The organism is Kibdelosporangium banguiense (genome assembly GCF_017876405.1).
Taxonomy (GTDB): domain Bacteria; phylum Actinomycetota; class Actinomycetes; order Mycobacteriales; family Pseudonocardiaceae; genus Kibdelosporangium; species Kibdelosporangium banguiense.
In genome coordinates this window covers 5,478,100-5,504,175 of the sequence record NZ_JAGINW010000001.1, presented here as the reverse complement: position 1 = coordinate 5,504,175, position 26,076 = coordinate 5,478,100, and the positions used below count along the sequence as shown (strand labels likewise).

The following is a 26,076-nucleotide window of genomic DNA, read 5'->3' as shown; positions in this document are numbered from 1 at the left end:
GGGGGTTATTGAATGTTTCGCGTAGCGAGCTCATTGTCTGCCACCTTCGATCATCGTGGCCGGGCTCTCTGCCCGGCATGTCAATGGTGGCAAGCAGGAGGATGCTCGCGCTGTCCGCGAAAACCAGGACATCACTCCGCGGGCACGGAAAGCTCGACGCACGTGGCGTCCGCATCGTCGTCGTCCACCTTCGCGGACGCGGGCAATGCCGCGCGCAGCACAGCGGACCGGACGGCGTCACCCGGCAGGCACACCAGGCTGATCAGCACCTCGTCTCCGGCCGGGTGCAGGCTCAGGATGACCTCCTGTGGCGCGGATTCGGTCGACAACGCCGAGTCCAGCAACGTCCGCACCGCCTGCGGCGGGTTGAACGTGTCCGTATCGGCCTGGATCGTCACCACACAGCCGGCGCGACGGGCATTCTCCAACCGCTTGCGCGCCGGCAAGTCGAGCACACCAGGGATATGCAGCTCGTCGCGAGCCGTCCATTCAAGCAGCCTGGCGCGCTCCCGCACGGCATCGTCGATCGGGCCGCCAGTCGCGATGCCCCGCAGGAACGGCAGGATCTCCTGCCCGATGTCCGCGATCCTCCTCGCGTGCAAGGACATTCGCCCGTCCCGGGCAGCAGCGGTCACCGCTATCCTCGTCCGCCCCGCGTTCGCGGCCAGGACGACGTCACCGAGCCGCGCGATGGTGCTGATGATGACAAAGCCCATCGCGAGACACAGCAACGAGGACACCGCCGCCGGCAGAACATCCAAATAGGACTCGACCACGAACGAGCCGTCGACCACCATGGCGTTCAGCACGATCTCCTGGATCAGCAGCGCCCCGACGGCGATCCACGGCGGCTGCACCGTGACCAGGACGACGAGCATCGGCCCGATCGCGCCGATCGGCCATGACGCGTAGTTCGTCAAACTGTCCGCCGGAATCACTTGCAACGCCCACACCGCACCGGCAACCGTCCACACAGCCGCGAGCGGGGCCGCCCACCTGATCACCGGCCGGTGAGCCGCGAGGATCAGCAGTGTCGTCCCGACGATCAACGAGCCGTACCAGCCGGCCACCCACGGCATCAACGGCGTGGCGTGCAAGTGCCGGACCACTGGGATGACCATGCTGAGCAGGTAGGGCAGGCACACCGCGGCCAACGGCGGGCGGATGTCGTCGAGTGCCGCACGCAGACCGCGCCGCAGGTGACGATCTACGTCGGAAGCCGGCAAGCCGGCTGCGGTCGGTGCCCATCTGAGCGCGATCGTGGTTCCCTTGCCTGGCGCGGTGTCGACTTCGGCCATGCCACCGACATCCGCCAGCCGCTGGTTCACCGAATCGCGCAGACCCACCGAGGTCTGCTTGACGTCCTGCGGCCGGAAGCCGATGCCATCGTCGCGTACCCGAACGACGAACCCCTTCTCGTCGCCCTCGACGCTGATCGTCACGGTCTTGGCCCGCGCGTGCCGCTCGACGTTGGCCAAAGCCTGCCGGGCCGCTGCCACGACCGCTTTCGCGACGTCCGCCGGGATCCTGATCGCGTCGCCTCGGGCCATGACCCGCTGGGTGCCTGCCGGGATCGGCAGATCCGCCAAGCCGGCCCACAGCTCGGCGGTCCCGTCCGCCGGTTCGGCCGGCGACTCGGTCGCCCTGGTGACCGCCACCGAACAGGCCTGCCGTACCTCGGCGATGTCCAGACCGGTCGTGGCCACGGCACGCAGGGCTGACGCCACGTCGTCATGCAGGGTTCGCTGGAAATGCCGGTGGGCGGCTCGCCGGGCGACCGCGTCGGCCGCCCGGACCTTGGCGGCTTGCAGGGCTTGCTCGGACTGGTCGGCGCGCAGCGAGGCACTGCGGAGCACTCGGGTGACGACTGCGGCCGCCACCGGCGCGGCGATGAGCGGCCACAGGCTTTCCACAGCGCCCATCGGCCCGTCGACGCTCAACGAGACCCAGAAGTGCACAGCCGCGAGACCGGAGCAGATGAGCCACGCACGCCGTCGCTGGTGGAACCCGGCCACGAGCAACGTGGCGACCACGAGGGAGTTGGACCTCGTGGCCATCGGGAGTGCCTCCTGGCCCAGCACAAGGTAGGCAAGAGTGTTCGCTGTCGCCACGATCGACGCGACGGTGCCGTCGTGGGCGGTGAGCCGGGCCTGCCAGCTGCGGACCGCGATCACCAGCAGAAATCCCGCGAAGACAATGGACATCACCACCACCGGCGCCGGCGCACCGGCCGCCGGTGACAGAACCGATCCCGTACCGGAAATCAGCAGAAGTACCACGAGAATGGCGAACGAGCGCTGCATCCCGCGTTCGACGCTCTGCTGGTAAGTGCCGGTCGAAAGCGGTCCGGTCACGGCATCGGGCGGCGCTCGGACGACAATTCGATGTAGCCGTCCTGCAATGCGAACGCCGCCAACTCGCTGGGACTGGCGGCCGGATGGTGAGCGTCGGCGTAACGCTGGCTCGCGCGAGTCAGGTAGGTCGGCAGGGTGTTCTCACTGATCCCCAGCTGTTTGGCGATCAGTCTGCGCGGCAGTCCTTTCGCGACAAGTGTGAGTACTTCGCGCTCACGGGCGGTCAGCCGCACATCGGCGCGCGGATCGGTGATCATGGAATAGGCGAGCTGGCTGGAGACGAAATGTTCTCCCGCGGCCGCGGCCCGGACCGCCTCGATGATCCGCTCCTCCGGGTCGCCCTTCAGCACCAGGCCCAGGGCACCGCAGTCGACGGCCTCCCGCAGGATGCCAGGGCGTGACTCGGAGGTGTAGAGCACGACCTGGGCACCGGACTCGCGAATCCGGCGAATGTTGTCCGCGACATCCGGTTCGCCGGGCAGAAGAATGTCCAGCAGTACCACCGAGGCCCGGACGCACGAGTCCACCAGCGCGGAGACCGACGGATAGACCGCGGTCAATTCCAGGTCGCCGATATCGTCAAGACATGCCTGCAGGCCTTTCAGAAGCATCGGGTGATCGTCCACCGCCACAATCGTGATCACCGGCGTTTTCCCCTCTCGACACTGCTTGTGTGAAAGGCATCGGTGAACCCGTGAGGCGGGTTACCGAACCAGCCGGCCGTTACGATTTCGATGCGCTGCCGACCGGCAGGTACTACGCGCGGATGGACACGATGTTCTCGGTGCTGATTCCGGCAACGGTGTTTCGGCCTTGGTGTTTGGCTTGGTAGACGTAGTTGTCGGCGACGCGCAGGCAGTCCTGGACCGTGGCGCCGTGGTGGGGGTAGGTCGCGGCGCCGATGGATGCTGTGACGTCGCTGATCACGGTCTGGACGCCGTTCTTGTCGACGGTGGTGATGTGCAGTGCTGCGATTGCGGTGCGGATGCGTTCGGCTATGGCGATTGTGTCGACGACGTTGGTTTCGGGGAGGAGCACGGTGAACTCCTCGCCGCCGAAGCGTCCGCCGAGATCTGCTTGGCGCAGGTTGGATTTCAGGCACTCCCCCACGGCGGCGAGGACGTCGTCGCCGGCGCGGTGGCCGTAGGTGTCGTTGAGGCGCTTGAACTTGTCCAAGTCGACCATCAGAATGCCGACCTCACGGCGATCCTGTGCCACGTCGGCGATGACGCGTTCGGCGTACGCCTGCCACGACGCTGCGTTGGCCAGTCCTGTTTTCTGGTCGACGAAGGCGGTGCCCTCGAGTTGCTTGGTCGTGGCGGCGCTGTAGAGCATGACGACGACCGGGATGGTGGCCAGCACTACGACGGGCGTACCGGTCATGAGTACGCCGGTGACGGCACCGACAGTCAGCAGTGCCGCGTCGAGTCCGATGTCCGCGATGTGACCGAATGATGTGCGGGAGACGCGGCGGTCGCGTAGGACGCGCCCGATCGTGGCGAGCGCGTAGTTGACGATGAGGTGGGTGGCCGCCGCTGCGGCTACGGCGACCACCCGGGTTGTGTTGGCCTGCAGGGTCGGTATCGCCCACGCGCCAGATGAGGCTGCGAAGTGGGCGGCGACGAGTGGCCAAGCGATTGTGAATTCGTGGTTCCCGCGCAGGTAGCGGTAGGCGCACACGGCCAGCACGAGGGCGAGGGCCAGTGTGAGGTGCACCGAGACCGCAGCCGCGACTGACCAGACCGATGTCATGGTGAACTCGTTGCGGCGGACGGTTTGTGTCCGGCGCACGAGTTCAGTGGTGACGATCGCCGCCGCCAGGATCACGCAGGCACGTACCCAGTCGATCGCCGCAGTCGGCACCTCGATGGCGGCGAACACTGCGACACCGACGGGCGGCAGGAGTCCGGCGAGACGCCATACGGGGGTCATGCGGCGGCCGCCAGTGCCGGGCCGCACACGCGGTTGCGGCCGAGTTCCTTTGCCTCATAGAGGAAGCGGTCGGCTTTCACGAGCAGGTCATCGACGCCGGCTTCAGTGTGGTGTGTCGTGGCGACGCCGATGGAGGCGGTGACGCCGCTGATCGTCGTGGGCTGACCGTGGAGGTTCGTAGTGGTCACGTCCAGCGCTTCGATCCGGTGGCGGATGCGTTCCGCGGCCTCGTTCGCCTCGTGCTCGGTGACACCCGGGAGCAGGATGCTGAACTCCTCGCCGCCGAAGCGGGCGACGATGTCGCCCCGGCGAGTGGTGGTTTGCAGCACGTGCGCCACGCTGGTGAGGACATCGTCGCCGGCCTGGTGGCCGTAGGTGTCGTTGAGGCGCTTGAAGTGGTCCAAGTCGACCATGAGCACCGCCGAACGCGCACGGGCGCGGTGACTGGCGAGCGCCGCGGTGCTGAGCGTCTGCCAGGCCGCGTGGTTCCACAGCTGGGTTTTCGCATCGTGCGCCGCGGCGTGGTGCAACGCGCGGCCGCGCATGGCTCGTTGCAGGTAGGCCGCTGGCAACAGGATGAAGGGAACGACGAAGACGGAGAAGTGCGCGAACAGTCCCAGGAGCACCCCAAGGGCCGCGCGTGCGAAAAGGTTGCCGTACACCCCGGGCCCTGCCTCCGCGGGGTGTACGGCAAGGATGGGCCGACGCACTACCCCCAGTAGCGCGGGCCCATCGGCCATAACGAGATAGGCCAATCCGGCAAGGCCCGCCACGAGTACGGCAGGAGTGCTCATGACGTCCGCCGGAGACGGCCACACGAGCCACGCGAGCGTCGCGCCGCCGACACTGGCCAGAACGCGACCGACATCACGAGCACCGCGCAACAGCTCGTGTGCATGCAACACAACCGCCACAACCAAGACCGCGGCGAGAGGCAAGACCAGTACCGCACCAATGATCCACACCGCCGCGGTGGGCACGCCCGGCGTGTCCAGGGCCCGGTGACGGGCCAGCTCCGCGTGGACGAGCCCGCAGAGCGCGAACACAAGTGCCGTCAGCCACGAGATCGCGGGTGCCAGCACGAGCGCCGGCACCAGGATTCCCGTCAGGACGGCAACGACGTGTACGTGGCTCCACCGACCTGGTGGACTGAGATCGATTGCTGTGGCGATTCCCCCTGTGCGCATGACACATAGGTTGCCGACGAGCACGGACAGTTCACGGACACATGACGGACAGCGACACGGCGATCGCCATCAGTCATCTGGTCACTGGACCGCTTCGCCAGGCTTCCTCGCGCCCCCAGGTACCGCCCTGACCTGCACGGACCGGCTCACCGACAGCCACGCGACAGCCAGGCCAATCACCAGGACCGTGCCTGTCACCCCAGACACCCCTATCACCGCGGATGACGGCGAATTCTGCGCGGCCAGCCCGAATACCAGGATGGCGATGCCCTGGGTGACACGCATCGTCGTGGTGAGCAGTCCAACTGCCTGTCCGCGCATACTGTCCGGGACGGTCTGCGTGAACTCGGCGGCGAGCGGGATCCAGTAGTACAGGGCTATTCCCGAAACCACAATAAGCACGCATGCCATCGCCACCCCGGGCACCGCGAGGAACAGCGCCAGCGGGGCACAGCTGACCACCGACAGGACCACGAGATGCCGGGCCCGTTGGTCTGAGATGAGCATGGGCAGCAACCAGAGCCCGATGACGATGCCGGCGGGGCCAGCGCCCATCAGCAGCCCGGCGACGGCAGGCCCGTGACTGATCTGCGCCGCGTACGGTGCCGCGAGCGTCTCGCACGCGAGCGTGGTGGCGATGGCGAACGGGAACAACATGATCAACCGCAGCCGCGGGTGGCCGACGATGTAGCGGGTCGCGGTGCGGGCCGAACCGAGCAGAGTCGGCGGGGAATCAGTGCTTGCGGTCGCCGGGCGGGCGAGCACACCCAGCAGGATCACGAGTCCTGATAGGACAAAGGTGGCGGAGTTGAACACCAGGACCAGCGACAACCCGGTTACCCCGACGACCACACCGCCGAGGCCGTAACCGATTGTGTAGGCGATGTGGTTGACCAGCTGCGTGACCGCGGACCCTCGCACCAGCTTCTTGCCTGGCAGGACAACGGACATGGTGGAGATGTAGGCGCTGTTGAACGGTGAGTCCAGTAGCCGGATCGCGAAGAGCAAGGCCCACAACCCACCCAGCGGCATCCCGGGGATCGCCATGACCAGCAGGAGCAGCGCCCGTCCGAGGTCCGCGGTGACCATGACGGCGCGGCGCGGGAAACGGTCCGCGAGTCCGGCGAGTACCGGGCCGCCGATCAGGTCCGGCAGCGTGGACAGGGCGAACGTGATGCCCATGAGCGCCGCGGACCCGGTGTCGACGAACACCGCGATGGTCAGGGCCGCGCGTGCGAGGTAGTCGCCGACCGTGGACAGCGCCCGGCTGATGAACAGCGCCCGGAACTCACGTTCGGCGAAAATCTCCGCGTAGGTGACGCGCTCGCCTGTCTGGCGCTCCCCCGACACCCAGCGCCCCCTTTCGACTACTCTACGTGTTCACCTGTGGTCATACCTGTGCCGCTCCAATCACAGAACAGCCCATCACCAACTCGCGTGCGGCGTCAATCCCCAGGAAGTCTTCCAATCGCTCGTCCCGGATGGCCGCGGTGAAGGTCATTCCCAGCCCCAGCGCGGAAGCCAGCAGGTAGAAGGTCTGGCTGAGGTGGCCGACGTCCAGATGCAGCATGCGATATGTGCGCGGTGTGGAGTACTTCCACATGCTCCGGGCGAGCACACAGGTGAAGAACACCAGGCAATCGCTGTCGGCGACCCAGTCCTGGTCGCCAAGCAGTTCCACGAGGGCGTCCGGCGTCTGCGGCGGCCCGACAAGCTCAAGTTCGTCGCGTGCGGTGTTCAGGTGGTACAACCCCGGCTCAAGGCCGTTGACGCGGTGCGCGTGGACGTAGATCTCCGTGGGGTGCCTGCCTCCGCCGGAAGCGGAGGTCTTGAAGGCGGTCTGGGTCGGTTCGTCGAGTCCCGTGATCCCGCCACCCAACCGCAACAGAGCGCTGATCGCCTCGAACGACACGCCTTCGCCGCTGAACTTGCGGGTACTTCGGCGATGGGAAAGGACATCCAGGAAACCGGACCGGGCCAGCGCCGTCGTGTCGGCCCCCGCCAGCGGGACACGGCGTGTTGTCGGGAGCTGCCGGCTGACGGGTGGCGGCGGCTCGTGGTCGAGGCGATCGCGCAGCCGCTCCTGATCGGCCTCGGTCGTGATGAACGGCTGATCGCGGAGATTGCGTGTCTCGGTGTGGAACAGGGCGGCAAGCCGGCCCCAGCGATGCCATGCCGCCTCATGGGCGTCCTCCGCGCGATGGCGTTCCGACTCCCACGTGATGAGGATGCTGGCCGCGCGCAACCGCTCTGTGATCGCGACCAGAGACCTGGCGTGGTCGTCGTCGTGGGCGTACTTGCGTACCGTGCTCAGCGGTTGCCAGGTGGTGAAACAGCGCAGCACGGGGTCAGCGTCCTCGCCGATGGCGAAACGCCGATGGGCGAGAGTGTCATGCCAGATCAGCTGATCGGCGTGCCACAACAACGCACCATATGACGAAATGCGCAGTCTTGGATCATCCACGTGCTGGTCAGCCGGGTGTGTGGGTCCTGGGTCAGTCGGCGTCCGACGGCCGCTCGGCCCAGGAAGTCAGTCGCTCGGCGGGCTTGTAGTCGCCGGATAACTCAGTAACGACGTTCTCGACGGCCGTGGTGTTCATCGCGCGCTCCTCATGCCCGGGCACAACTCGGAATGAGGGTACCCCAATACCGTTTGCCAGCGCGTATTCGTACGCATAGTCAGCGCTGATAACACGCATAGTGAACATCGATAGCCTACGGTGCCCGCATTTGCCGTGGCGTCCACATTTAACGGCCCGCGGTTGAAGTTTGGCGGACCCTTACCGCTGTCCCGGCCGGGCGGATTATCCTAAGGGGAACCGACAGCATCGACACATGCACAGCGGGTAGCCGGGGCGTCGATTGGATAATGTCGACGGAGACTGGGGAAGGGGCTGCGACGAGGTGCCTGCAATCGATTTTCGCTTGCTGGGACCGATCACCGTTGTGCGCGCCGGACAGCCCGTCCATGTGCCCGTGGGCAGCCAGCAGGTCGTCCTGGCCTGCCTTCTGTTGCGTGCCAACCAGGTCGTGCCGATCCACGAGCTGGTCGCGTGGCTGTGGGAGGACGAGCCGCCGAGCGACGCCTGGGAAAGCGCGAAGGCATACGTCCGCCGATTACGCCGAACGTTGGAAGCCCCTGACCTGATCGCGGCCCTGCCGGACGGGTTCCGCCTCACGGTGCCCGACAGCGCGGTGGATCTGTTGCGATTCCGGCGTTTGCTGCAGGAAGCCGAAACCCTGCGCGGCGCCGCGCGGCTTGACCGGCTTGACCAAGCACTCGCGCTGTGGGGCGACGAGCCGCTGGCGAGCCTGCCGCCGAGTACGGCGAAGTCGCGTGCCGCACACGCACTTGTCGAGGAGTACGGCCAAGCCGTCGAGAAACGCGCTGACGCGTATCTGAGTCTTGGGCGTCATGCCGAATTGGTCACGGATCTGCGCGCGATGACGGCACGTTACCCCGCGCGTGAACGCGTCTGGTCCCAGTTGATGGTCGCGTTGTATCGCTCAGGCAAGCGGGTGGACGCGCTCGCGGCGTATAGACGGGCGCGTGCCTACCTGGCGGATGAATTCGGTATCACGCCGGGGACTGAACTCGAACGCACCCACCACGGGGTGCTCACCGACACTCTCGACGACACCACGCACGGCGATATGGTCACCGCCACCGCTTCTGCGTTCGTGCACCTCACTCCTGCTCAGTTACCGGCCGACATCGGCGACTTCGTCGGACGCGCCAATGAACTGGCCACAGCGCGAACATCGCTGACCACACCGTCCGGGGCGGGCGCACCGGTGCTTGTCGTCAGCGGCATGCCGGGTGTCGGCAAGAGCGCTTTCGCGGTCAAACTCGCGCACGAGATACGCACCCGTTTCCCTGACGGGCAACTGTTCCTCGACCTGCACGGCTACTCCGAGCACACGCCGCTGAGCCCGGCGCGGATGCTCAGCCGCATCCTGCCCGCACTGGGCCTGCCGTCCACCCAGGTTCCGACCGACCTGGACGATCTCACCAACACCTACCGCAGCCTGGTCGCCGACCGCCGCATCCTGCTCGTCCTGGACAACGCGGCGAACGCCCAGCAGGTGCACGATCTCATCCCGGCCGCGCCCGAGTCCGCGGTCCTGATCACCAGCCGGTCGCAGATGCCGAGCCTGGCCGCGCTGACCGGCGCGCGCCTGCTGCCGCTGGCGCCGCTTTCGGCACGCGATTCCGAACAACTGGTCCGCACCATCCTGGCCACCGCCCCGAAGCCGGCCGACACCGACATCGGGCAGATCACCGAACTGTGCGGGTACCTGCCGCTGGCCATCCGTGTTGCGGCAACCGCCTACCTGCACAGCGCGCGCCCGCTCTCGGAGTTCATCACCGAACTCGAACAGCACGACCGTCTCTCCGCGCTGTCGATCGCCGACAACCCGCGGGCGACGGTACGCGCCGTGTTCGATCTGTCGTACCGGACCCTCAGCGCCGCAGCGGCCCGCCTATTCCGGTTGCTGAGCCTCGTGCCAGGACCTGACTTCTGCCGCAGCTGCGCGTACCACGTGGCCGACATTTCTCCCGCACAGGCCGATCTGTTGCTCCGGGAACTCACCGCGGCCAGCCTCATCCACCCCGGCCGGGCCAGGCACTACCGGTTCCACGACCTGGTGCGCTTGTACGCCCATGATCGGTGCGTCACCGAGGATGACCACGACAAGCTGCACGCCGCACTCTCGCGGCTGCACAGCTACTACGTCACCACCGCAGATCAAGCTGCGGACGCTTTGTATCCGACCTGGATCCGCCTGCCGCGCACCCACCCCACCATCGTCACGTCCGAGCACTCCCCTGTCGTGTCGAACGCCGCCAAGTGGATGGGCGACGAAGCCCCCAACCTGATCGCGACCATCCGCTACACAGCCCAATACGGCCCGGTCGAGATCGCTTGGTATCTGTCCGAGTCGTTGCGTCCCTACGTCGTGACGCACGGCGAGTACCGCATCGAGGCGCTTGGTGCCTTCGAGATCGCGTTGCAGGCAGCCAAGAATGCCCAGAACCACCGCGCGGTGGCCGCGATGCACTCCGCCTTCTCCTCGGTCTACGTACGCGTCCGGGATATCCAACGCGCGCTCCCGCACATCAGGGCCGAGTTGAACCAGTACCTCGAACTGGGGTTCGCCGAAGGGGAAGCCCGTGCCCGCATCGCGCTCGGCGACGCGCTGGCGACGCAGGGGTACCTGCAGGACGCGGCCGACCAGCTCGCCGAAGCCTTGCGTATCACCGAGCGCCACGACTTCACCGCCCTGCAGTTGCTGGCATTGTTGAACTTCAGCTTCCTCGAGGAGGGACGGGACCAGCTCGACGTGGCCAAGAAGTACGTCCTGTCCGCCTTCGACCTGATCGACGCCACCTCCAGCAGCTCCACCAAGGGGTCGGTGCACACCACGCTGGGCATGATCATGATTCGCCGCGGCGAGTTCACCGCCGCCATCGAACAACACCTGATCGCGCTCGACTGCTACCGCCAAAGCGGCGACCAGCACTACGAGTCGGAAGCGCTGCGCGGGCTGGCGCAGGCCTACTCGAAAACCGGCGACACCCAGGTATCCATCGCGCACGCGACCAAGGCCCTTGCGGTCGCCGAAGAACTCGGCGACGAATACGACATCGCCGACTCTCTGGTCTCGCTCGCCGGGACCTATCACGAACTCGACCTCACCGCGCAGGCGCGTTCCTATGCCGACTCGGCGCTCGCCATGTGCGAAAAGCTGGAATACAAGAAAGCGCACATCGAAGCCCTGCTCCAGCTCGCGTCGATCGACAAGACCGACGGCATGCTCGACCACGCCGAAGAACACACCCACCGCGCCATCGAGCTGGCCCACCAGGGGGAACTGCTGCGGCTACGAGGCGACGCCGAGATCCTCCTCGCCTGGATCACCCACGAAAAAGGCAACCACGACCAAGCCCTGCGCCACGCCGGCCACGCGCTCACAATCCACCAGAAAGTGAACTCCCCCTACGGCCAGACACGCGCGGCACACATCAAAGGCCTCGCCCTGCTCGCCCAGGGCCACCGCGAACAAGCCAAACTCGAATGGACGACATCACTGGAGTTCTTCCAGGGCCCCGCCCCCGAAATCGACGCGATCCGAAGAGCCATAGCCGAGATTTCCACAAGCTGAGCGCTTTATTGCTCGACGTAGATGCCTGTGGTGGTCGCAGGCGTCAGATCTGTGCCGGTGAGGTCGGCGGAGCGGATGACTGCGTGGCTCAGGTCGGCGCCGGTGACGTCGACACGGGCGAACGAGCCGCGGCCGATGGTGATGCGTTGAGCGCGTGCGCCTTTCATGCAGGCGCCGGTCAGATCACATTGCCAGAGTTCGGCTTTGATCAGGACGGCGTCGCTGAGGTCGGCCGAGACCAGGTGACAGTCGAACAGACGGGCGCCGGCGAGGTCTGCGCCGGCGAGTGTGGCGCGGTCGAAACGGCAGTTGGTGAACGTCGCCTCGAACAGCGTGCCACCGGCCAGCCTGGCCTCGGTCAGGTCCGCATTGGACAGTTCGGCTTGGGACAGGTTGGCGTGCGAGAGGTCCACGCCTGCCAGGTCCACGCCGTCCAGGCGCAGGGGGCGGCCGGTGGACGGGTCGTTGAGCCAGGCCTCGTGCGCGGCGAGCTCACGTTCGATCATTGTGCACGGATCCGTTCCACACCGGGCGGCATGAACCGGATCTCGGCATGTGGCCGCGCCCCCAACTGTTCGGTCACCAATGTTCGCACGCCTGCCTGATCCCGCATGCTCATACCCCGCAGGTCGCCGAGGCAGGGCCGGCCCGCCAGCGCCTCACCGGCGATCAGCCCGGCCGTCGAGTCCACTGTAGAGCTCGGTCCGGTTCCCTTGACGCTCCACGCCACACCGGCACCGTCCATTATGTCCGTACCGGGCGCTGTCGAACGGGCGACCGGGCCGGACAGCACGCCGGATTCCTCGGCGGCGATCGCCTGGCGCGCTTCGGAGACACGGTATGTGCCGATGTCGGGGTCGTAGGCGATCTCCTTGTGCCGTGGGCTCGCGTTCAGCCAGTCCAGATCCTCCTGGCTGATCCGACGGCGGTGGGTGCCGGCCGCGAGCTCCCGGTCGACGCGGGCGATGCCTTCCTGGATCTCGGTCTGCCTGGCCTGTTCGGCCCGTGCGGCCCGGGCGGCGTCGAGACGTTCACGCGCGGTCGGCGGCTGTCCCGGGCCCAGCTGCCGTTCCGGCGGGATCGTCGCCGGTTCGCCCGCGGGGAGCTGGCGCGGGGCGTTGCCGACGTTGTCGGCGTTCTCCAGCACTTCCTCGGTCTGCTGGGTGATCTCCTGGACCACCACGCGCTCGCCGTCGTCCAGTTCGCTCTCCAGCGAACGCACCGCGGCCCGCCAGTTCACATACGACGTGCGGAAACCGTTGATGATCTGGCCCATGCTGATCGCCAGGCGCGCGAAACCGTACATGGCCGTCGCGCTCTGCACGATGTCGACATAACGCAGGAACTGGCGGCCGGAATCGCCGAAGCGTTCGATGATCTCGCCGCGGTGCTCGTTGATCACCGTCGCGATCGTGCCGAGCACGAACGCCGCCCGGTCGGCCCACAGCAGCACGCGTGCTGCCATGCTCGCCTCGACACCAAGGCCGACAAGGGCACCCGTGCCCAGGGTCAGCCCGATCCCGGCGATCTCCGCGATCTTGGTCAGCGTCTGGGTGTCGTTCTGGTTGGCGACCTGGATGAGGAACAACGCCGGCCGGTAGACGACCTCGCCGCCCAAGTCGTAGAACTTCACGCCGACAACTTCGTTCTCCGGCAACAGCACGCCGCCGATGAACACGTCCGTGGGCAGCGTCGAGGTCTCCTCACGGAACATGCTCGTTCCCAGCACCCGGGTCGGTTGTTTGACCCAGATCTGGCCGCGCTCGCGGCGCTCGGCCATGACCGGCGCGTCGTCGAGCACGGTGATCCCGGACGAACGGAACGGGAAGATCTTGCCGCCCAGCATCTGCTGCTGTGCCTGGGCCGGATCCACGCCCTGCGACTTGACCCGCAGAATCCGGTCGGCCTGCGTCTGCTCGTCGTCGCCCAGGCTGCCCTCGGTGAGCTCGTCGTACATCCGATCGAGCAAGCGCCTGCCGCTCTCCGAGCCGGCGATCGCCACCAGCTGCTCATTGCTGGCCGCCTGCGTCAACTCGAGCGACACGTCGTCGCGGTTGCGCCACCCCAGTTCGCTGAGCACAGCCTGGACGAACTGGTGCTCGCCTCGAACCGCCCGCGCCAGCAACGCTCGTCCGAGATCGTCCTCCGCGAGATTGCCCCAGCTCGTGTGCTCGTCGATCAGATCGCTCTCGGCCGAGAGCTGCACGCTCAGATGCGCTGCGACGGCGCGGTTTCCAGCCATACGCTGCAGCCACAGCACACGATCGGCGCCGACCCCCTGCCCTGGTGAAGCCGGGGTCTCGCGCAACGAGTCCGAGTGGTCAGGCGACCGCCTGACTACCCGCTCTCCTCCAGCCACACTCCAACAATTCCACGCAACACCACGTTGTGGGCCAGGCGGCCACAACACCGCCCGAAAGGGCACCGCCCAGTCACCTCTACCAGCACTTCCTGACCCGCATCCACCAATCGGTTGATGCTGGGATCCACCGGGCCCGGAGTCAGCCCTGGCCACGTAGTTGATTCGGTGCACCCCTGCCCGGCGACACGCTTGCCGCATGGCAATCATCGAGGTAACCAACCTCGTCAAGCGCTACGGCGACTTCACCGCGGTCAACGGGGTCAGCTTCGCCGTCGAGCAGGGCGAGATCTTCGGCATCCTGGGCCCCAACGGAGCCGGCAAGACCACCACCGTCGAGTGCATCGAAGGACTACGCATCCCGGACGGCGGCGCCATCAAAGTCTGCGGTCTCGACCCGCAACGCGACACCGGCGAGCTGCGGCAACTGCTCGGCGTGCAGCTGCAGAAGAGCGAGCTGCCCGACAAGCTCAAGGTCGGCGAGGCGATGGAGCTCTACAGTTCCTTCTACCGCCACCCCGCCGACTGGCGGGAGCTTCTCGAGACACTGAATCTCACCGGCAAGCTCGACGCGCAGTTCCGGCGGCTGTCCGGCGGGCAGAAACAGCGCCTGTCCATCGCGCTGGCGCTGGTCGGCAACCCGCGGGTGGCGGTGCTGGACGAGCTGACCACCGGCCTCGATCCGCAGGCCCGCCGTGACGCGTGGGACCTCATCGAGCGGATCCGGGACAGGGGCGTGACGGTCCTGATGGTCACGCACTTCATGGAGGAGGCCGAGCGGCTCTGCGATCGGCTGGCCTTGATCGACTCCGGCCGTCTCGTCGCGCTCGACACCCCGGCCGGGCTGGTTTCGAAGGCCGACGACCAGCAGCGGCTGCGGTTCCGGCCGTCCGCGCCGCTGGATCACACCGTGCTGACCACATTGCCTGAGGTCACCTCGGTCGAGCGGGCCGGCAGTCAGCTTGTCGTGACCGGCACGGGCAACCTGCTACTCGCTGTGACCACTGTGCTCGCCCGTAACCAGGTCGTGGCAGGCGACCTGCGTGTCGAGCAGACCACGCTGGACGACGCGTTCGTCGCGCTCACCGGCCGCCGCATCGAATCCTGAGGAGACTCCATCATGTCGGTCATGTCGTCCTTGCCCCGGCTCACCGTCACCGAGACCAAACTGTTCTTCCGTGAGCCGATAGTCGTGTTCTTCACGCTCGCGTTCGCCCCGATCCTGCTCGTCGTGCTCGGCCTGATCCCCTCCATGCGAGAAGTCAGCGCGGACCTCGGCGGCGTCCCGGCGATCAACGCGTACCTGCCGGTCATCATCGCGATGGGCCTCGCCCTGTTCGCGCTCAACGGCCTGGCCCAACTGTTCGCCTCCTACCGGGAGAAGGGCGTCCTGCGACGCATGCAGACCACCCCGGTCAAGCCGATCGTCATGATCAGCGCCCAGATTCTGATGGCGACGATCCTTTCGGTGGTGACGATGCTGGTCATGATCGTCATCGGCCGGTTCGCTTTCGATGTGAACCTGCCCCGGCAACTGCCGGGCTTCCTGGTCAGCTACCTGCTGGCAGCGCTGGCGATGCTGGCGGTCGGCCTGCTCGTGGCCGCGCTCGCGCCGTCCGGCAAGAGCGCCAGCGCGATCAGCACGCTGGTCTTCTTCCCGCTCGTGTTCTTCGCCGGCCTCTGGGTGCCGCGCGCCACCATGAACGACGTCCTGCGAACGATCAGCGATTTGACCCCGCTCGGCGCCGCCGTGCAATCATTGCAGGACACCACAGCCGGTAACTGGCCGCAGCCGCTGTACCTGGCCGTCCTGCTGGGGTGGACGATCGTGGCCGGGGGGCTGGCCGCGCGATACTTCCGCTGGGAGTAACTGGGCATCGAGGCCGTGCTGGCGGAGAACGCCTTGCTGCACGCCCGGCTGACAGTGCTGGACGAGCGGCAGCGCACAGCACGGGAGATCCACGACACCCTGGCCCAGGCCCTGGCCGGGATCCTCACCCAGCTCCAGGCGGCCGAGCAGATGCTGGGCGAGCAGCCGGCGTTGCGCCGGCACATGACCAACGCGATGAACCTGGCCCGCGAGAGCCTCACCGAGGCCCGCCGGACAGTCCACGCGGTGCGGCCGGCAGTGCCAGAGTCCCGGCTCCCGGCCGCGATCAGCGACGTGACCAGGCAGTGGTCGGCGGCCAACCACATCGAAGCGGTGCTGACCACCACTGGCGACGCCCGGCCGATGCACACCGACGTCGAAGTGACCCTCCTGCGGGCCGCGCAGGAGACACTGGCCAATGTGGCCGAACACGCGAGAGCCAGCCGGGTCCGCCTGACCCTGTCCTATATGGAGGATCTGGTGACCCTCGATGTCCGGGACGACGGGGTGGGCTTCGAGCAGGCCGACGGTTGTCTGGCCGGTTTGCGGCAGCGGGTGCAGCGGCTGGCGGGCCGGTTGGACATCGAGTCGCAACCAGGTGGCGGCACGGCGATCTCGGCGAGAATACCGGCCATACCCGCAGGAGGTGGCGAGTGATCTCGCTGTTGATCGTCGACGATCACCCGGTGGTACGGGACGGGCTGCGCGGCATGTTCAGCACCGACCCGCGCTTCGAGGTGCTCGGCGAGGCCGGTGACGGCGCGGAGGCCGTCGCCGCCGGGGAGAAGCTCCGGCCTGACGTGATCCTGATGGATCTGCGCATGCCGAAGACCGACGGGGTCACCGCCATCAAGGAGCTGACCAAACGCGGTGTGTCAGCGCGAGTGCTGGTGCTCACGACGTATGACACCGACAGCGACGTCCTGCCCGCCATCGAGGCCGGTGCCACCGGCTACCTGCTGAAAGACGCGCCGAGGGAGGAACTCTTCCGTGCGGTGGAGGCGGCCGCGAAGGGGCAGGCGGTGCTGTCCCCGGCCGTCGCGACCCGCCTCATGGGGCAGATGCGCCAGCCCGCGTCCGAACCACTGTCGCAGCGCGAACTGGAAGTCCTGCAACTGATCGCCCAGGGCTCGACGAACCGCGAGGCGGCGAAACAGTTGTTCATCAGTGAGGCAACCGTCAAGACGCACCTGCTGCACGTGTACGCGAAGCTTGGCGTCAGCGACCGGGCGGCTGCCGTGGCCACCGCGTTCTCCCGCGGGTACCTGACACCCTGAACTCAGGGACGTTGGAAGAACTCGATTTCACCGAAGGCGATGTGACGGCCTGGGGCGAGACCTGCGGCGCCGCGGATCACCACCCGGATGGTGACAACGTCGCTGATGCCTGTGTCTGTGCGCTGCGGGCCGGGTTGGTCCGCGAGACTGACCGGCAAGGTGGTGGTCGTACCGTCGGAACTGGTGATGACGAGGTCCAGCGCGGTGGGGCGGGCCTGCTGGTCGAAGTCCGCCCGGTTGGTGGACGCACCGGTGTGGATGACCACGCCGAGCAGCCGGAACGGGTGGTCGAAGCCGAACTCAGCCCAGTCGCCGACCGCAGGGGCACCCCAGTAACGGTTGGTGACGCCGTCCACGGCCGCGGTGACGGGATGGCCGGGCACCTCGGCGCTCGCCACTGTCCGAACAGGACCGATCGGGGCCGGGGACGACAGCTTGTCCCGCACGTCCTGCACCAGATTCCCGGCGAACGGGAACAGCAGGAAACCGGCCACCACGAGCGCGGCGAGCACGAGGAGCACCACGATCCGGCGTGGCCAAGGTGATCCGCCGCCGGTTGCCCGCCACAGGCGCGGCAGCTTCAACTTCCGCCACCACGGTACCGAAGGCGGCGGGGCCACCTCTGTGAGTGGCGACGCGCATCGACGGCAGAACTTGCGCCCCAGCGGATTCGCTGTGCCACAGACCTTGCACGGCGGTCCGTTCTGGGCCGTCTCGGTCACCGGAGGGGCAGCGGGGCGAGGTCTCTGCGCGACCGGCTTGGCCGGTTGAACCGCCGCGGGCTGAACGACAGCGGGCGGGGTGTCCGGTTCGGACTGTTCGGGTTTGAGCCAGTCGAGGTATGTGCCGCAGTTGCCGCAGAAGTCGTCGGTGTCCTGAACACTCGCACCGCACTGGGGGCATGACCGCACGGCTACTCGCCTTCCTGCCGAGGCGGGCCGGGAAGCATTTCGACCCGGCAGGTCACGTGTACCGGGCAAACGGCTTCCACCATCGCGACCACCCGGGCCTGGTCGGCATCTCCGGGCCAGACCCGCACCACGACCTCGGTCGTGGCCTCGCCCGGCAGTTCTGTGCCCGGCGTTGCCGACCAGATGGCTCCGGCTCCGTCAATGACCTCGGCATGCACGCCGAAGCACAGCCGCAGCCGCTCCACCAACCCTCGTGCCGTGCCCTGCCAGCGATGCAGCTCGACGGCGTGCCGCACGACGACTCGCCGCAGCTCGACCGGCCAGCTCGGATCCACGTCCGCCGCAACCCAGGACGCCAGCCATGTCAGGAAGTCGTCCGGCGCCAGCCGGGCGTCCACATAGGCCGGTAAGTTGTCCAAAGTAGATATGATGGCCGCGAGCACGGCGTCCAGACCGGCCGTGAATCGCTGCGCGAAGTCGTCTGAGGCGTACATCGACGGCAGCAACGTGCCGAGCGGGTGACGGCTCGGCAGGCCCGCAAGCGCCGCGCGGCTCACGCCGGGCCGCCAGGGGTGACGACCACCTGATGCTGATGGGAGAAGATGAGCGCGTTCGGCTCCAGCTCCAAGCGTTCGACCAGCGACCCCCGCTGTCCAGTGATCGGGTCAGCCGGATACAACCGGACCTCCCGGACGAGCCCTACTCCCGCGACTCGTTGCAGCACAGAGAAAACCTCGCCGAACTGGACCGGCCTGCCGAAGTCCCACCCGGCTGCGGCCATACCTCCGTGCAACGGGTTGAGATAGCGGTAGAGGGCCGCCAGCGCGTCCCGTTGCACCACAGCAGCGTCGGCTCCGCCGGCCGTCACCAGCCGGGCCACCACGGTAATGCCTTGGTAGCGCGGGGCTTCCACCACCAGCCGGGTGCCGAGCAGCTTGCGTTCGGCCAGCCGCTCGGTGATCGCGGCGAGCAACAGCCCGGACGGGATCAACTGCTCGAACCGCAGCCGGTCCCCTTCGTCGGCGACGGCCTGCGGGACCACCAGCACGCGAACCGCGCCCGGCTCGGACTCGCCGGACGCCGGTAGGCAGCGGATCCGCGCGGCGGAGGGTCCTGCTTCGCGCGCGATGAGCTCGTAGTCCGCCGCGGTCACCGCACGCTCTTGGATCCTCAGTTGTTGCGGTGCACGGATTTTCGCTTCGTCAACGGTTTCGCCGTCGACTCCTCCGCCGGCCGCCTCACGGTTCTGCACGCTGGCCACGTACGGAACGGAACTGCGCAGCACGGAGATTGCCCCACGAGCCACGTTGCCCGCACGCCCGCCACCTGTGCGGTAGCGCCGAACCCTGACGTGTTCTCCCTTGCCAGGCACAGCACCGAAATACCGAAGGGTCCCGTCGGACTCACGAACCGCGGGCGGGAACAGCAACTCGCCACCGGCCGCGTCCAGGACGACGTGCCGGTCCTGTGGGCCGGATCGGCCGAAATGGTCCACCACGGTCCAGTCCTGCCAGCCATCGGGTGATGAGACCTGCACGGTGACCGGTCCCCCGTCAAGCAGTACCGGCGCCCGGGGTGCCGGGAACCGTTGCCCCGCAACGCCTTCCGACACCCCGAACGGCACGTCGGTCATGGTCTCGGCGTGTTCGACCGTCATCGTGCCGCCGATGGTGAAAGCCTCCGCGACCCGGACTGTCGGGGACTCGGAGTAGAAGGGCTGGCCCGGTTCGGTCTCCGTGACGCGGCACCGGATCCATCCGGCCCGGATGCCACCGATCACAGACAACACGTGCCCGGCAGGAATGTGCAGCACGACTTCGCCCGGCCGGTTGAGACCGCCGGTAGTGTCCTCATCGGATAGACACTCAGTCCATGCCGAGCCGTCCCACGCCTCCCACACCAGCGGTGGCCATGTCGGGTCGACGCCGATGCCCTCGACCCGGCTGTCCAGTTGCAGGGCCACTATGCAGCGCGGCACAGCGGCGGACAGGCCGAACAGCACGGCGTCGCCTGGCACGGGTCTGGTTTGGAAGCACGGCACGTCCTTGCCTGCGCGCAGGTCGTTGGTGCGCTCGGTCTGCTCACCGGAGGCCGACACGGTGAAAAGCCGGTCAAGGGCGCACGGCACCAGGGAAAGATCCTCGATCGTGGCGAACACGACTGCTTCCCGCGTCTGCGTCCGTGCGGTCGCGACCTCGGTACCGGCCGGCAGCAGGACGATCTCCGGTTGTGGCGCGGACAACCGGAACGTGACGTCCGCCCGTGCGGCCGCAGGCGGGAACAGCCGGACTCCCAGCAGGTCGAGGAACGCCAGGTAGTTCTTCTCCGGCACCCGGTTGAGCCGGTAGACCAGCTGGTCGACCATCTGCGCGAAGACCTCGATCAGCGTCACGCCGGGGTCGGACACGTTGTGGTCGGTCCACTCCGGACAGCTCTGCTGCACGTACCGCTTGGCCTCGTCGACCAGCTGCTGGAAGCGCCGGTCGTCGAGGTTCGGGGCGGGAAGCGCCATCAGCCTGCTCCTTCGGCCGCCGGGATGGTGTAGAAGGGGAAGACGAGGTTGCGCGGGTCGTTGGTGGACCGGATCGTGTAGCGCACGTCGATGTAGAGCGTGCCGATCTCGACCGAGTCGAACGCGATCACCACGTCGGTCACCTCCACCCGGGGTTCCCAGCGTTCCAGCGCGATCCGCACCTCATGCGCGATCCGTCCCGCGGTCGCGCCGTCCGCGGTGGCGAACACGTATTCGTGGATGCCGCACCCGAACTCCGGGCGCATCGGCCGCTCGCCGGGCGCGGTGCCCAGCACCAGCCGGATCGCCTCCTCGATCTCCCGCTCGCGCTCGACCATGCCGATCCCGCCGGTCGGACCGGTGCGCATCGGGAACGCCCAGCCCCGCCCGATGAACTGTTCACTCACAACACACCGCCGATCAACACTGTCGGCTCGCCGAGCACGATCTTGGCCTGGCACACGGCCTCGTCGCCTACGCACGCGGCGGGCAACCCGCCGATCAGCACGGTACCGGACGTCATCCGGCTGGGCGAAGGCTTGATCACGTTCGCCGGTCCGAGCGGAATGTGTTGCGGCACCTTGCACACGTGCAGGCTGCCGATCACCGCGGCCGGCTTGCCGCCGATCAGCACCGTCGACACGGCCGTGGCGGCGGCAGGCGGCGGGGTGCCGATCGAGCCTGCGTGGGATGTCTTGTCCCCCAACCGAGCGGCGGGTGGCATCGCTGGTTCTCCTTGTCACTTCAGTTGATTCGTACGATCCTGCCCCGCAGCACGGCCTGGACGCCGCCTTCCACGTGCACACCGGTCGTGCCGTTGATCGAGATGTCGCGGCCACGCAGGGAAAGCTCGCCACGCCCGGCATCCAGCGTGATTCCCCGTTCGGTCAGGGTGATCGAACTGAGCGCGGTCCGGCCGCCCGCGCCCCGCACCGAGATCACGATCTGCTTGCCCTGCTGGTCCAGCCGGACCTCGAGCTTCTCGTCACCGGTGGCCAGCCGGACCCCGGCCGGGCCACGGCGTGCGTCGAGCAGTTCGATCCGTTGGCCGCCGCGCGACACCAAGGACCGGCGGTTGACCCGGCCGCTGGTCCGGTCGACCAACGGCACATCGTGCGGGGACGGCCGGTCGACGCCGTTGTACAGCCCACCGAGCACGTAGGGCCGGTCAAGGCTGCCCTGTTCGAAACCGACCAGCACTTCGTCGTTCACCTCGGGGCTGAACACCCCGCCGCCCCCGTGCCCGCCGAGCTGGACGGTCCGCACCCAGTCGGTGACGTAATCGTCTGCCAGCCATGGAAACTTCAGCCGGACCCAGCCGCGTTCGGCCTTGCCCACCTCCTTGATGTCGGTGACGACACCGATCGCCAGGCCCGGCATCCGCGGGCCCCGTGAGGGTGCGTTGCCGCCGATGGCCAAACCGGCCAGCGAACGGTCCGGTGACGCGCTGACCAGCACAGTGGTCCGGTAACCAGAACCGGGCTCCAGTACGTGATGGGCGGCCGTGGCGGTGTAACGGCCGGAGAACGCCGGTCCGGCGTTGCCCAGCGCGACCGGGACGCCCGCCCGCAACCGAGGATTTCCCTCGGCGACAGCCTCGACCTCACCCACACCGGCGCTCACGGACGCGGCGATCGAGCGGGCTGCGGCGGCGGTCTCGGCCTGGGTGCCGTACGGGGTGTCGGTGACCGTCATCTTGGTCTTGCCGTTCGGCCGGAGCTTCATCCCGGGGACCACGGTCTTGCTGGTGACAGCCGGTTCCCTGGCGACAAGCGCCCGCTTGGTGGCCACGTCCCAGCCTCGGACCTCGACACTGTCGACCTGATCGGCAGTGGTCAGTACCGCGCGCAGCGCCATCAGGTTCCGGCCGTACTCCAGGACCAGCGGGTTCTGTGTGGCCGGCGTCGTCGGCGCGGGAGCGCCCGCCGCCGGCTTGGGCCGCACCATCTCCAGCTTGCCCGTCCGGTCGACTCGTAGCGTCGTACCGTGTTCCTGGGCGATGCCCTGCAGGAACTCCCAGTCGGACACGTTGGCCTGGGTCAGCTGTGGGTAGGTGATCGCGGCGGTCTGGATCTGCCCGGTCGGCAGTCCCGCGCCACTGGCGACCTTGCGCACGATGTCCGCGGCGCTCATGTTGCGGAACGCCAGCACCCGGCGTCCGCGGAAGAGCCGGTGGGCCTTGCTCAGCGCACGGATGACCGTGAACGAGCCGGTGGTGTCGGAATCCAGTTCCAGCGCGGTCACCTCACCGGAGAACAGCAGCTCCTGTGCCTGGCCGGTAACCGTGGCCACGGAGACCTTCAATGGCGTACCGATGCTGATTCCGGTGGCGGTCATCAGGTCGTGGTCCGGATCGCGGAAGGTCAGCGTCGCCGCGTCGGGCAGGTCGACGTTCTCGTCGACCGCGCACGAGACCAGCTGCGTCACCCAGGCAGGCGGCAACGGCCCCGGTGCGGCGATGATCGGGTCGGCCGCGAAGGACCGGCCTTCGGTACCGCTCACCACTCACCATCCACTTCAGACTCGACAGTGCCCGGCACGAGCAGCTCGCGACCGGGCACCAGAACGAACGGGTCGTCGATGTCGTTGGCCTCCGCGATCACCCGCCACGCCGTCGCGTCGCCGTACTCACGCCAGGCAAGCTGCGGAAGGCTGTCACCCGCGACCACCGTGTGGGTACGGCGTGCCTCGCGTGACCCGGAGGTCGGATTCTGGCCCGGCGCGTCGGTACTGGCCTCCTCCAGCGTCAGGGAGCAAGTCGCGCGCAGCGGTTTACCGTCCACATCGAACAGTGAGTAGTTCACCGAGAAACTGGTCAGCACGCCGTTGAACGAAGTGGTACGCGCGGTCCCCCACTCGAACCGGATCCACGGGCTGGCCGGTTTCTTGGCCGCGAGGCTGCGCGGGGTCGGCACACAGCCCAGCATCAGGCGCTCCACCTTCTGCTCGACCGAGTTGTCGTGCTTGGCGGTGGCATCCAGGAACACCTCGACATCAAGCGACCGGGGCCCGCTGCCGACGAACTCCGGCAGCGCCGACTCGCTGGCCATCCGGGACGGTTTGCGCCGCCACTCGGTACTTTTGCGCAACGCGAGCTTGTTCGGGTTGAACTGCAACGGGACTGTGGCGATCACGCCGCCCGGCCGGGCACCGACCCGGGCGGGCGGTTCCATGATCCGCAGCTGCGCACGGGCCAGGCCGGTCGCGGGCAGGGAAGCCATTTCTGTTCCTCTCAGGAGGCCCGCAGGCCCTCGTGCGCGACTTCCAAGGTCTCCACAGCAGGCTGTGAGCTGGCCGGGTCGAAGGAAGGCCCCTGCCAGCGAACCGGCACAATGCCCTGAACCTGCCACCGGGCGATCGGACTGAGATCCGGGCGCAGCGCGACGATCTCACCGTCCTTGCGGTCCACCCGGTTGACAGTCCTCGCCAGCCAGTCGGCCACCCGCGTGGTGTCCTCGGTGACCGGCCGGGTCAGCGTGATGTTGGACCAGGTGATCCGGGACGGAAGTTGCCAGGCGAACCCGTTGTTGCCGCCCTCCACCACCTGTTCCACCTCCACCTCGGCACCCAGCCCGCTACACGTGTGGAACGCACCGAGGTCATTGCCCGCGATGGTCAGGCGGAAGAAGACTGTGCTCGCGAAAACACGATTGGTCATATCCTGGTCCTCCTACCGGCGGCGGTCATGCAGCCGGCCCGTCCGTTCCCGGCCCTGCCGCAAGTCCGCCCGCAACAACCGGCTGATCGGCTCAAAAAGCCGCCGCGCCAAATCATCCAGATCAGTCCCGTCAGAACTGGACTCCACTGCCTTCGCAACAGGAGCCGGTTCCGTGGGTGCGGTCGATCTCGCGACGACTTTGCTCACCGGCACCGGCTGCCCGAAAACCGTTGTGGTCGGGGGAATAGTCGGCGGCGCCGTAGTCAGAGGTGCACGCTGCACAGCGGCAACCGGCATAGAGGCCGGCTTGTTCGCCCCATGGCCCATCGCGACCAGTTCGACACCGGCGTCCCCGGTCCGCTGGACGCGTGTCTGCCCGACCGGCTGGACGGGAAGTGTGCTGGCGCTCGTTCGCCGCCACACAGCCCGGGTCACCCGCCTATCTGATGTGGACTGTGTCGGCAGGGGAACGAGCTTTCTCGCGGGCAGCAACGGCAGGATCGGGCCGACGTGCCGCGTGACCGGAGCCGACGCGACCGCACGGGCCACGACGATCGTTTTCGGTAGTGATTCCTGGGAAGCCTCGGTGGTCCGGTTGCGCACAGGAGCACGAGACACCGGGTTCGCCTGGACGCCGGAAGGCAGGACAGCTGTCGCCGGAATGGACCGAAGTGGTTCTCCGATCACGGGAGATACCTTGGTGGATGGCGCATGGGGCTTGGCCGCCACCTGCCGGCCGGGCACCGCCTTCATTTCATGAACCTCATCGACCCGTTGCACCACCGGCAGAGCCCCGGCAGCCACAGGCCGACCCGGCACCGACAGCTCACCAACCCGGGCATCCTCGCCGAGCGCCGGGACATCTGTCATTGGATGGCCTGGCTCCAGCGCACCGACCTGATCAGCCCGCTGCACCACCGGCAGAGCCTCAGCCCCGGTATCGATGGCGGTAGCGACAGGCCTGCCCGCCACCACCGACCCACCCTGCCCGCCAACCTCATCAACCCGCTGCACCACAGGCAGTGCCCCAGCCCCGGCATCCATGGGGGCAGCGACAGGCGCACCCGGCACCGACAGCTCATCAACCCGACCATCCGCCGACCGCACACCGCCTCCGGCACCCTCACCAAGCATCGGAACATCTCTCACCGAACCACCCGGCGCCAGCCCACCAACCTGATCAGCCCGCTGCACGACTGGCAGAACCCCATCCCTGGCAGCCACCGGCTCAGCAGCCCGGTCAACCGCTGACCGCATACCCTCACCAAGCACCGGAACATCCCTCACCGAACCACCCGGCTCCAGCCCACCCAGCTCATCAATCCGCTGCACCACAGGCAGAGCCCCAGCATCCGCAGGGACAGCCGCAGCAGGCCTGCTCCGCACCGGCAACCCACCAACCTGATCACCCGCCGGCCGAACACCATCTCCGGTATCTTCACCAAGGATCGGCACGTCTCTCACCGGGCCACCCTGCCCGCCAGCCTCATCAAGCCGCGTCACCGCAGGGGCAGGCCCATGTGGCACCACCGCCTCATCAACCCGCTGTACGACAGGCAGGGCCTCGACCCCGGCGGCCACACCACGCCCGGCTACATCGGCAACCGGCGCCGGGCGCCCCATGTCCGGCCGGCCAGCCTCATCAACAACCCGCTGCGCGACATGCCCTGCACCCATGCCGACCATCGGAGCGTCCGGCACCAACCCACCGATCTGATCAGCGCGCTGCACAACCGGTAGAGCGCCATCCCCGGCGGCCACACCAGTCTCGGCGTTTCGCTGCGGTGAACCTGACGGAACAACACTGTCCATAATGGAGGGGAGTGTCCGGACAGGCAAGGTCGCTAC

General features: G+C 67.6%; 24 protein-coding genes. 7 read left to right on the top strand and 17 right to left on the bottom strand.

Annotation, left to right across the window (positions count from 1 at the left end; translation table 11 throughout):
- Positions 1-131: 131 nt before the first annotated feature.
- The 6 genes from JOF56_RS26015 to JOF56_RS25990 all read right to left on the bottom strand — a co-directional run bounded on the left by JOF56_RS26015 (position 132) and on the right by JOF56_RS25990 (position 7,895).
- Positions 132-2,354 (bottom strand): sensor histidine kinase, encoded by a 2,223-nt coding sequence (locus JOF56_RS26015; RefSeq protein WP_209642126.1) that lies wholly within the window; start codon positions 2,352-2,354, stop codon positions 132-134.
- Complete coding sequence (locus JOF56_RS60215) at positions 2,351-2,998, bottom strand: LuxR C-terminal-related transcriptional regulator (protein WP_209642125.1); 648 nt, start codon at positions 2,996-2,998, stop codon at positions 2,351-2,353. Before JOF56_RS60215 ends, JOF56_RS26015 begins: the two co-directional genes overlap by 4 nt.
- A 112-nt stretch (positions 2,999-3,110) precedes the next feature.
- Positions 3,111-4,286 (bottom strand): GGDEF domain-containing protein, encoded by a 1,176-nt coding sequence (locus JOF56_RS26005; protein WP_209642124.1) that lies wholly within the window; start codon positions 4,284-4,286, stop codon positions 3,111-3,113.
- Entirely contained in the window at positions 4,283-5,473 is a 1,191-nt protein-coding gene (locus JOF56_RS26000; RefSeq protein WP_209642123.1) for a GGDEF domain-containing protein, read from the bottom strand. Before JOF56_RS26000 ends, JOF56_RS26005 begins: the two co-directional genes overlap by 4 nt.
- 81 nt (positions 5,474-5,554) lie before the next feature.
- Entirely contained in the window at positions 5,555-6,823 is a 1,269-nt protein-coding gene (locus JOF56_RS25995) for an MFS transporter (protein WP_209642122.1), read from the bottom strand.
- Positions 6,824-6,863: 40 nt separating this feature from the next.
- Complete coding sequence (locus tag JOF56_RS25990; RefSeq protein ID WP_209642121.1) at positions 6,864-7,895, bottom strand: SagB family peptide dehydrogenase; 1,032 nt, start codon at positions 7,893-7,895, stop codon at positions 6,864-6,866.
- Positions 7,896-8,377: 482 nt separating this feature from the next.
- Here JOF56_RS25990 and JOF56_RS25985 point away from each other — a divergent pair, with 482 nt between their 5' ends.
- A complete protein-coding gene (locus JOF56_RS25985; RefSeq protein WP_209642120.1) occupies positions 8,378-11,641 on the top strand; it encodes an AfsR/SARP family transcriptional regulator in 3,264 nt (1,087 codons plus the stop codon).
- Positions 11,642-11,646: 5 nt separating this feature from the next.
- Here the strand turns inward: JOF56_RS25985 and JOF56_RS25980 are convergent, their stop codons facing one another.
- On the bottom strand, positions 11,647-12,147 hold the full coding sequence (locus JOF56_RS25980; RefSeq protein ID WP_209642119.1) for a pentapeptide repeat-containing protein: 501 nt from the start codon (positions 12,145-12,147) through the stop codon (positions 11,647-11,649).
- Entirely contained in the window at positions 12,144-13,883 is a 1,740-nt protein-coding gene (locus JOF56_RS25975; protein WP_209642118.1) for a hypothetical protein, read from the bottom strand. The genes JOF56_RS25980 and JOF56_RS25975 overlap by 4 nt, the downstream gene beginning before the upstream one ends.
- Before the next feature lie 316 nt (positions 13,884-14,199).
- Between JOF56_RS25975 and JOF56_RS25970 the strand changes: the two genes are divergently transcribed.
- From JOF56_RS25970 to JOF56_RS25955, 4 genes are read left to right on the top strand one after another with little or no spacing between them, the layout of a single operon-like run.
- Positions 14,200-15,108: an ABC transporter ATP-binding protein gene (locus tag JOF56_RS25970; RefSeq protein ID WP_209642117.1), complete on the top strand. Its 909-nt coding sequence runs from the start codon at positions 14,200-14,202 to the stop codon at positions 15,106-15,108.
- Between the two features lie 12 nt (positions 15,109-15,120).
- Positions 15,121-15,870: an ABC transporter permease gene (locus JOF56_RS25965; RefSeq protein ID WP_245378401.1), complete on the top strand. Its 750-nt coding sequence runs from the start codon at positions 15,121-15,123 to the stop codon at positions 15,868-15,870.
- A 15-nt stretch (positions 15,871-15,885) separates the two neighbouring features.
- Positions 15,886-16,527 carry a sensor histidine kinase gene (locus JOF56_RS25960; protein WP_307855260.1) on the top strand — a complete coding sequence of 214 codons (642 nt, stop codon included), beginning with the start codon at positions 15,886-15,888 and terminating at the stop codon, positions 16,525-16,527.
- Positions 16,524-17,147: a response regulator gene (locus tag JOF56_RS25955; protein WP_209642116.1), complete on the top strand. Its 624-nt coding sequence runs from the start codon at positions 16,524-16,526 to the stop codon at positions 17,145-17,147. The genes JOF56_RS25960 and JOF56_RS25955 overlap by 4 nt, the downstream gene beginning before the upstream one ends.
- Positions 17,148-17,149: 2 nt before the next feature.
- On the opposite strand, the gene JOF56_RS25950 is transcribed toward JOF56_RS25955, so the two are convergent.
- Genes JOF56_RS25950 through JOF56_RS25910 form a run of 9 tightly spaced genes read right to left on the bottom strand, consistent with a single transcriptional unit; the run spans position 17,150 to position 24,915 of the window.
- Complete coding sequence (locus JOF56_RS25950) at positions 17,150-18,058, bottom strand: NADase-type glycan-binding domain-containing protein (RefSeq protein WP_209642115.1); 909 nt, start codon at positions 18,056-18,058, stop codon at positions 17,150-17,152.
- A 2-nt stretch (positions 18,059-18,060) separates the two neighbouring features.
- Positions 18,061-18,615 (bottom strand): phage tail protein, encoded by a 555-nt coding sequence (locus JOF56_RS25945; protein ID WP_209642114.1) that lies wholly within the window; start codon positions 18,613-18,615, stop codon positions 18,061-18,063.
- A complete protein-coding gene (locus tag JOF56_RS25940) occupies positions 18,612-20,570 on the bottom strand; it encodes a putative baseplate assembly protein (protein WP_209642113.1) in 1,959 nt (652 codons plus the stop codon). Before JOF56_RS25940 ends, JOF56_RS25945 begins: the two co-directional genes overlap by 4 nt.
- A complete protein-coding gene (locus JOF56_RS25935) occupies positions 20,570-20,977 on the bottom strand; it encodes a GPW/gp25 family protein (protein WP_307855259.1) in 408 nt (135 codons plus the stop codon). Before JOF56_RS25935 ends, JOF56_RS25940 begins: the two co-directional genes overlap by 1 nt.
- Positions 20,974-21,294, bottom strand: a complete 321-nt coding sequence (locus JOF56_RS25930) for a PAAR domain-containing protein (RefSeq protein WP_209642112.1) — start codon at positions 21,292-21,294, stop codon at positions 20,974-20,976. The genes JOF56_RS25935 and JOF56_RS25930 overlap by 4 nt, the downstream gene beginning before the upstream one ends.
- A gap of 20 nt (positions 21,295-21,314) precedes the next feature.
- Positions 21,315-23,072, bottom strand: a complete 1,758-nt coding sequence (locus JOF56_RS25925) for a VgrG-related protein (RefSeq protein WP_209642111.1) — start codon at positions 23,070-23,072, stop codon at positions 21,315-21,317.
- On the bottom strand, positions 23,069-23,791 hold the full coding sequence (locus tag JOF56_RS25920) for a CIS tube protein (RefSeq protein WP_209642110.1): 723 nt from the start codon (positions 23,789-23,791) through the stop codon (positions 23,069-23,071). The genes JOF56_RS25925 and JOF56_RS25920 overlap by 4 nt, the downstream gene beginning before the upstream one ends.
- Positions 23,792-23,802: 11 nt before the next feature.
- The gene (locus tag JOF56_RS25915) at positions 23,803-24,228 is read right to left on the bottom strand and encodes a phage tail protein (RefSeq protein ID WP_209642109.1); all 426 of its coding nucleotides are present in this window, start codon (positions 24,226-24,228) and stop codon (positions 23,803-23,805) included.
- 12 nt (positions 24,229-24,240) lie between these two features.
- A complete protein-coding gene (locus JOF56_RS25910; RefSeq protein WP_209642108.1) occupies positions 24,241-24,915 on the bottom strand; it encodes a hypothetical protein in 675 nt (224 codons plus the stop codon).
- Between the two features lie 69 nt (positions 24,916-24,984).
- Between JOF56_RS25910 and JOF56_RS25905 the strand changes: the two genes are divergently transcribed.
- Together JOF56_RS25905 and JOF56_RS25900 are read left to right on the top strand one after the other, a co-directional pair.
- Entirely contained in the window at positions 24,985-25,479 is a 495-nt protein-coding gene (locus tag JOF56_RS25905; RefSeq protein WP_209642107.1) for a hypothetical protein, read from the top strand.
- 267 nt (positions 25,480-25,746) lie between these two features.
- The gene (locus tag JOF56_RS25900; protein ID WP_209642106.1) at positions 25,747-25,968 is read left to right on the top strand and encodes a hypothetical protein; all 222 of its coding nucleotides are present in this window, start codon (positions 25,747-25,749) and stop codon (positions 25,966-25,968) included.
- The last annotated feature ends 108 nt before the right edge of the window (positions 25,969-26,076 follow it).

Coding starts and splice junctions, on each gene's coding strand:
- JOF56_RS26005 (WP_209642124.1), bottom strand. CDS start 4,286: ATGACCCCCGTATGGCGTCTCGCCGGACTCCTGCCGCCCGTCGGTGTC.
- JOF56_RS26000 (WP_209642123.1), bottom strand. CDS start 5,473: ATGCGCACAGGGGGAATCGCCACAGCAATCGATCTCAGTCCACCAGGT.
- JOF56_RS25980 (WP_209642119.1), bottom strand. CDS start 12,147: ATGATCGAACGTGAGCTCGCCGCGCACGAGGCCTGGCTCAACGACCCG.
- JOF56_RS25975 (WP_209642118.1), bottom strand. CDS start 13,883: ATGGCTGGAAACCGCGCCGTCGCAGCGCATCTGAGCGTGCAGCTCTCG.
- JOF56_RS25970 (WP_209642117.1), top strand. CDS start 14,200: ATGGCAATCATCGAGGTAACCAACCTCGTCAAGCGCTACGGCGACTTC.
- JOF56_RS25965 (WP_245378401.1), top strand. CDS start 15,121: ATGTCGGTCATGTCGTCCTTGCCCCGGCTCACCGTCACCGAGACCAAA.
- JOF56_RS25940 (WP_209642113.1), bottom strand. CDS start 20,570: ATGGCGCTTCCCGCCCCGAACCTCGACGACCGGCGCTTCCAGCAGCTG.
- JOF56_RS25930 (WP_209642112.1), bottom strand. CDS start 21,294: ATGCCACCCGCCGCTCGGTTGGGGGACAAGACATCCCACGCAGGCTCG.
- JOF56_RS25920 (WP_209642110.1), bottom strand. CDS start 23,791: ATGGCTTCCCTGCCCGCGACCGGCCTGGCCCGTGCGCAGCTGCGGATC.
- JOF56_RS25915 (WP_209642109.1), bottom strand. CDS start 24,228: ATGACCAATCGTGTTTTCGCGAGCACAGTCTTCTTCCGCCTGACCATC.
- JOF56_RS25905 (WP_209642107.1), top strand. CDS start 24,985: ATGAACCTCATCGACCCGTTGCACCACCGGCAGAGCCCCGGCAGCCAC.
- JOF56_RS25900 (WP_209642106.1), top strand. CDS start 25,747: ATGTGGCACCACCGCCTCATCAACCCGCTGTACGACAGGCAGGGCCTC.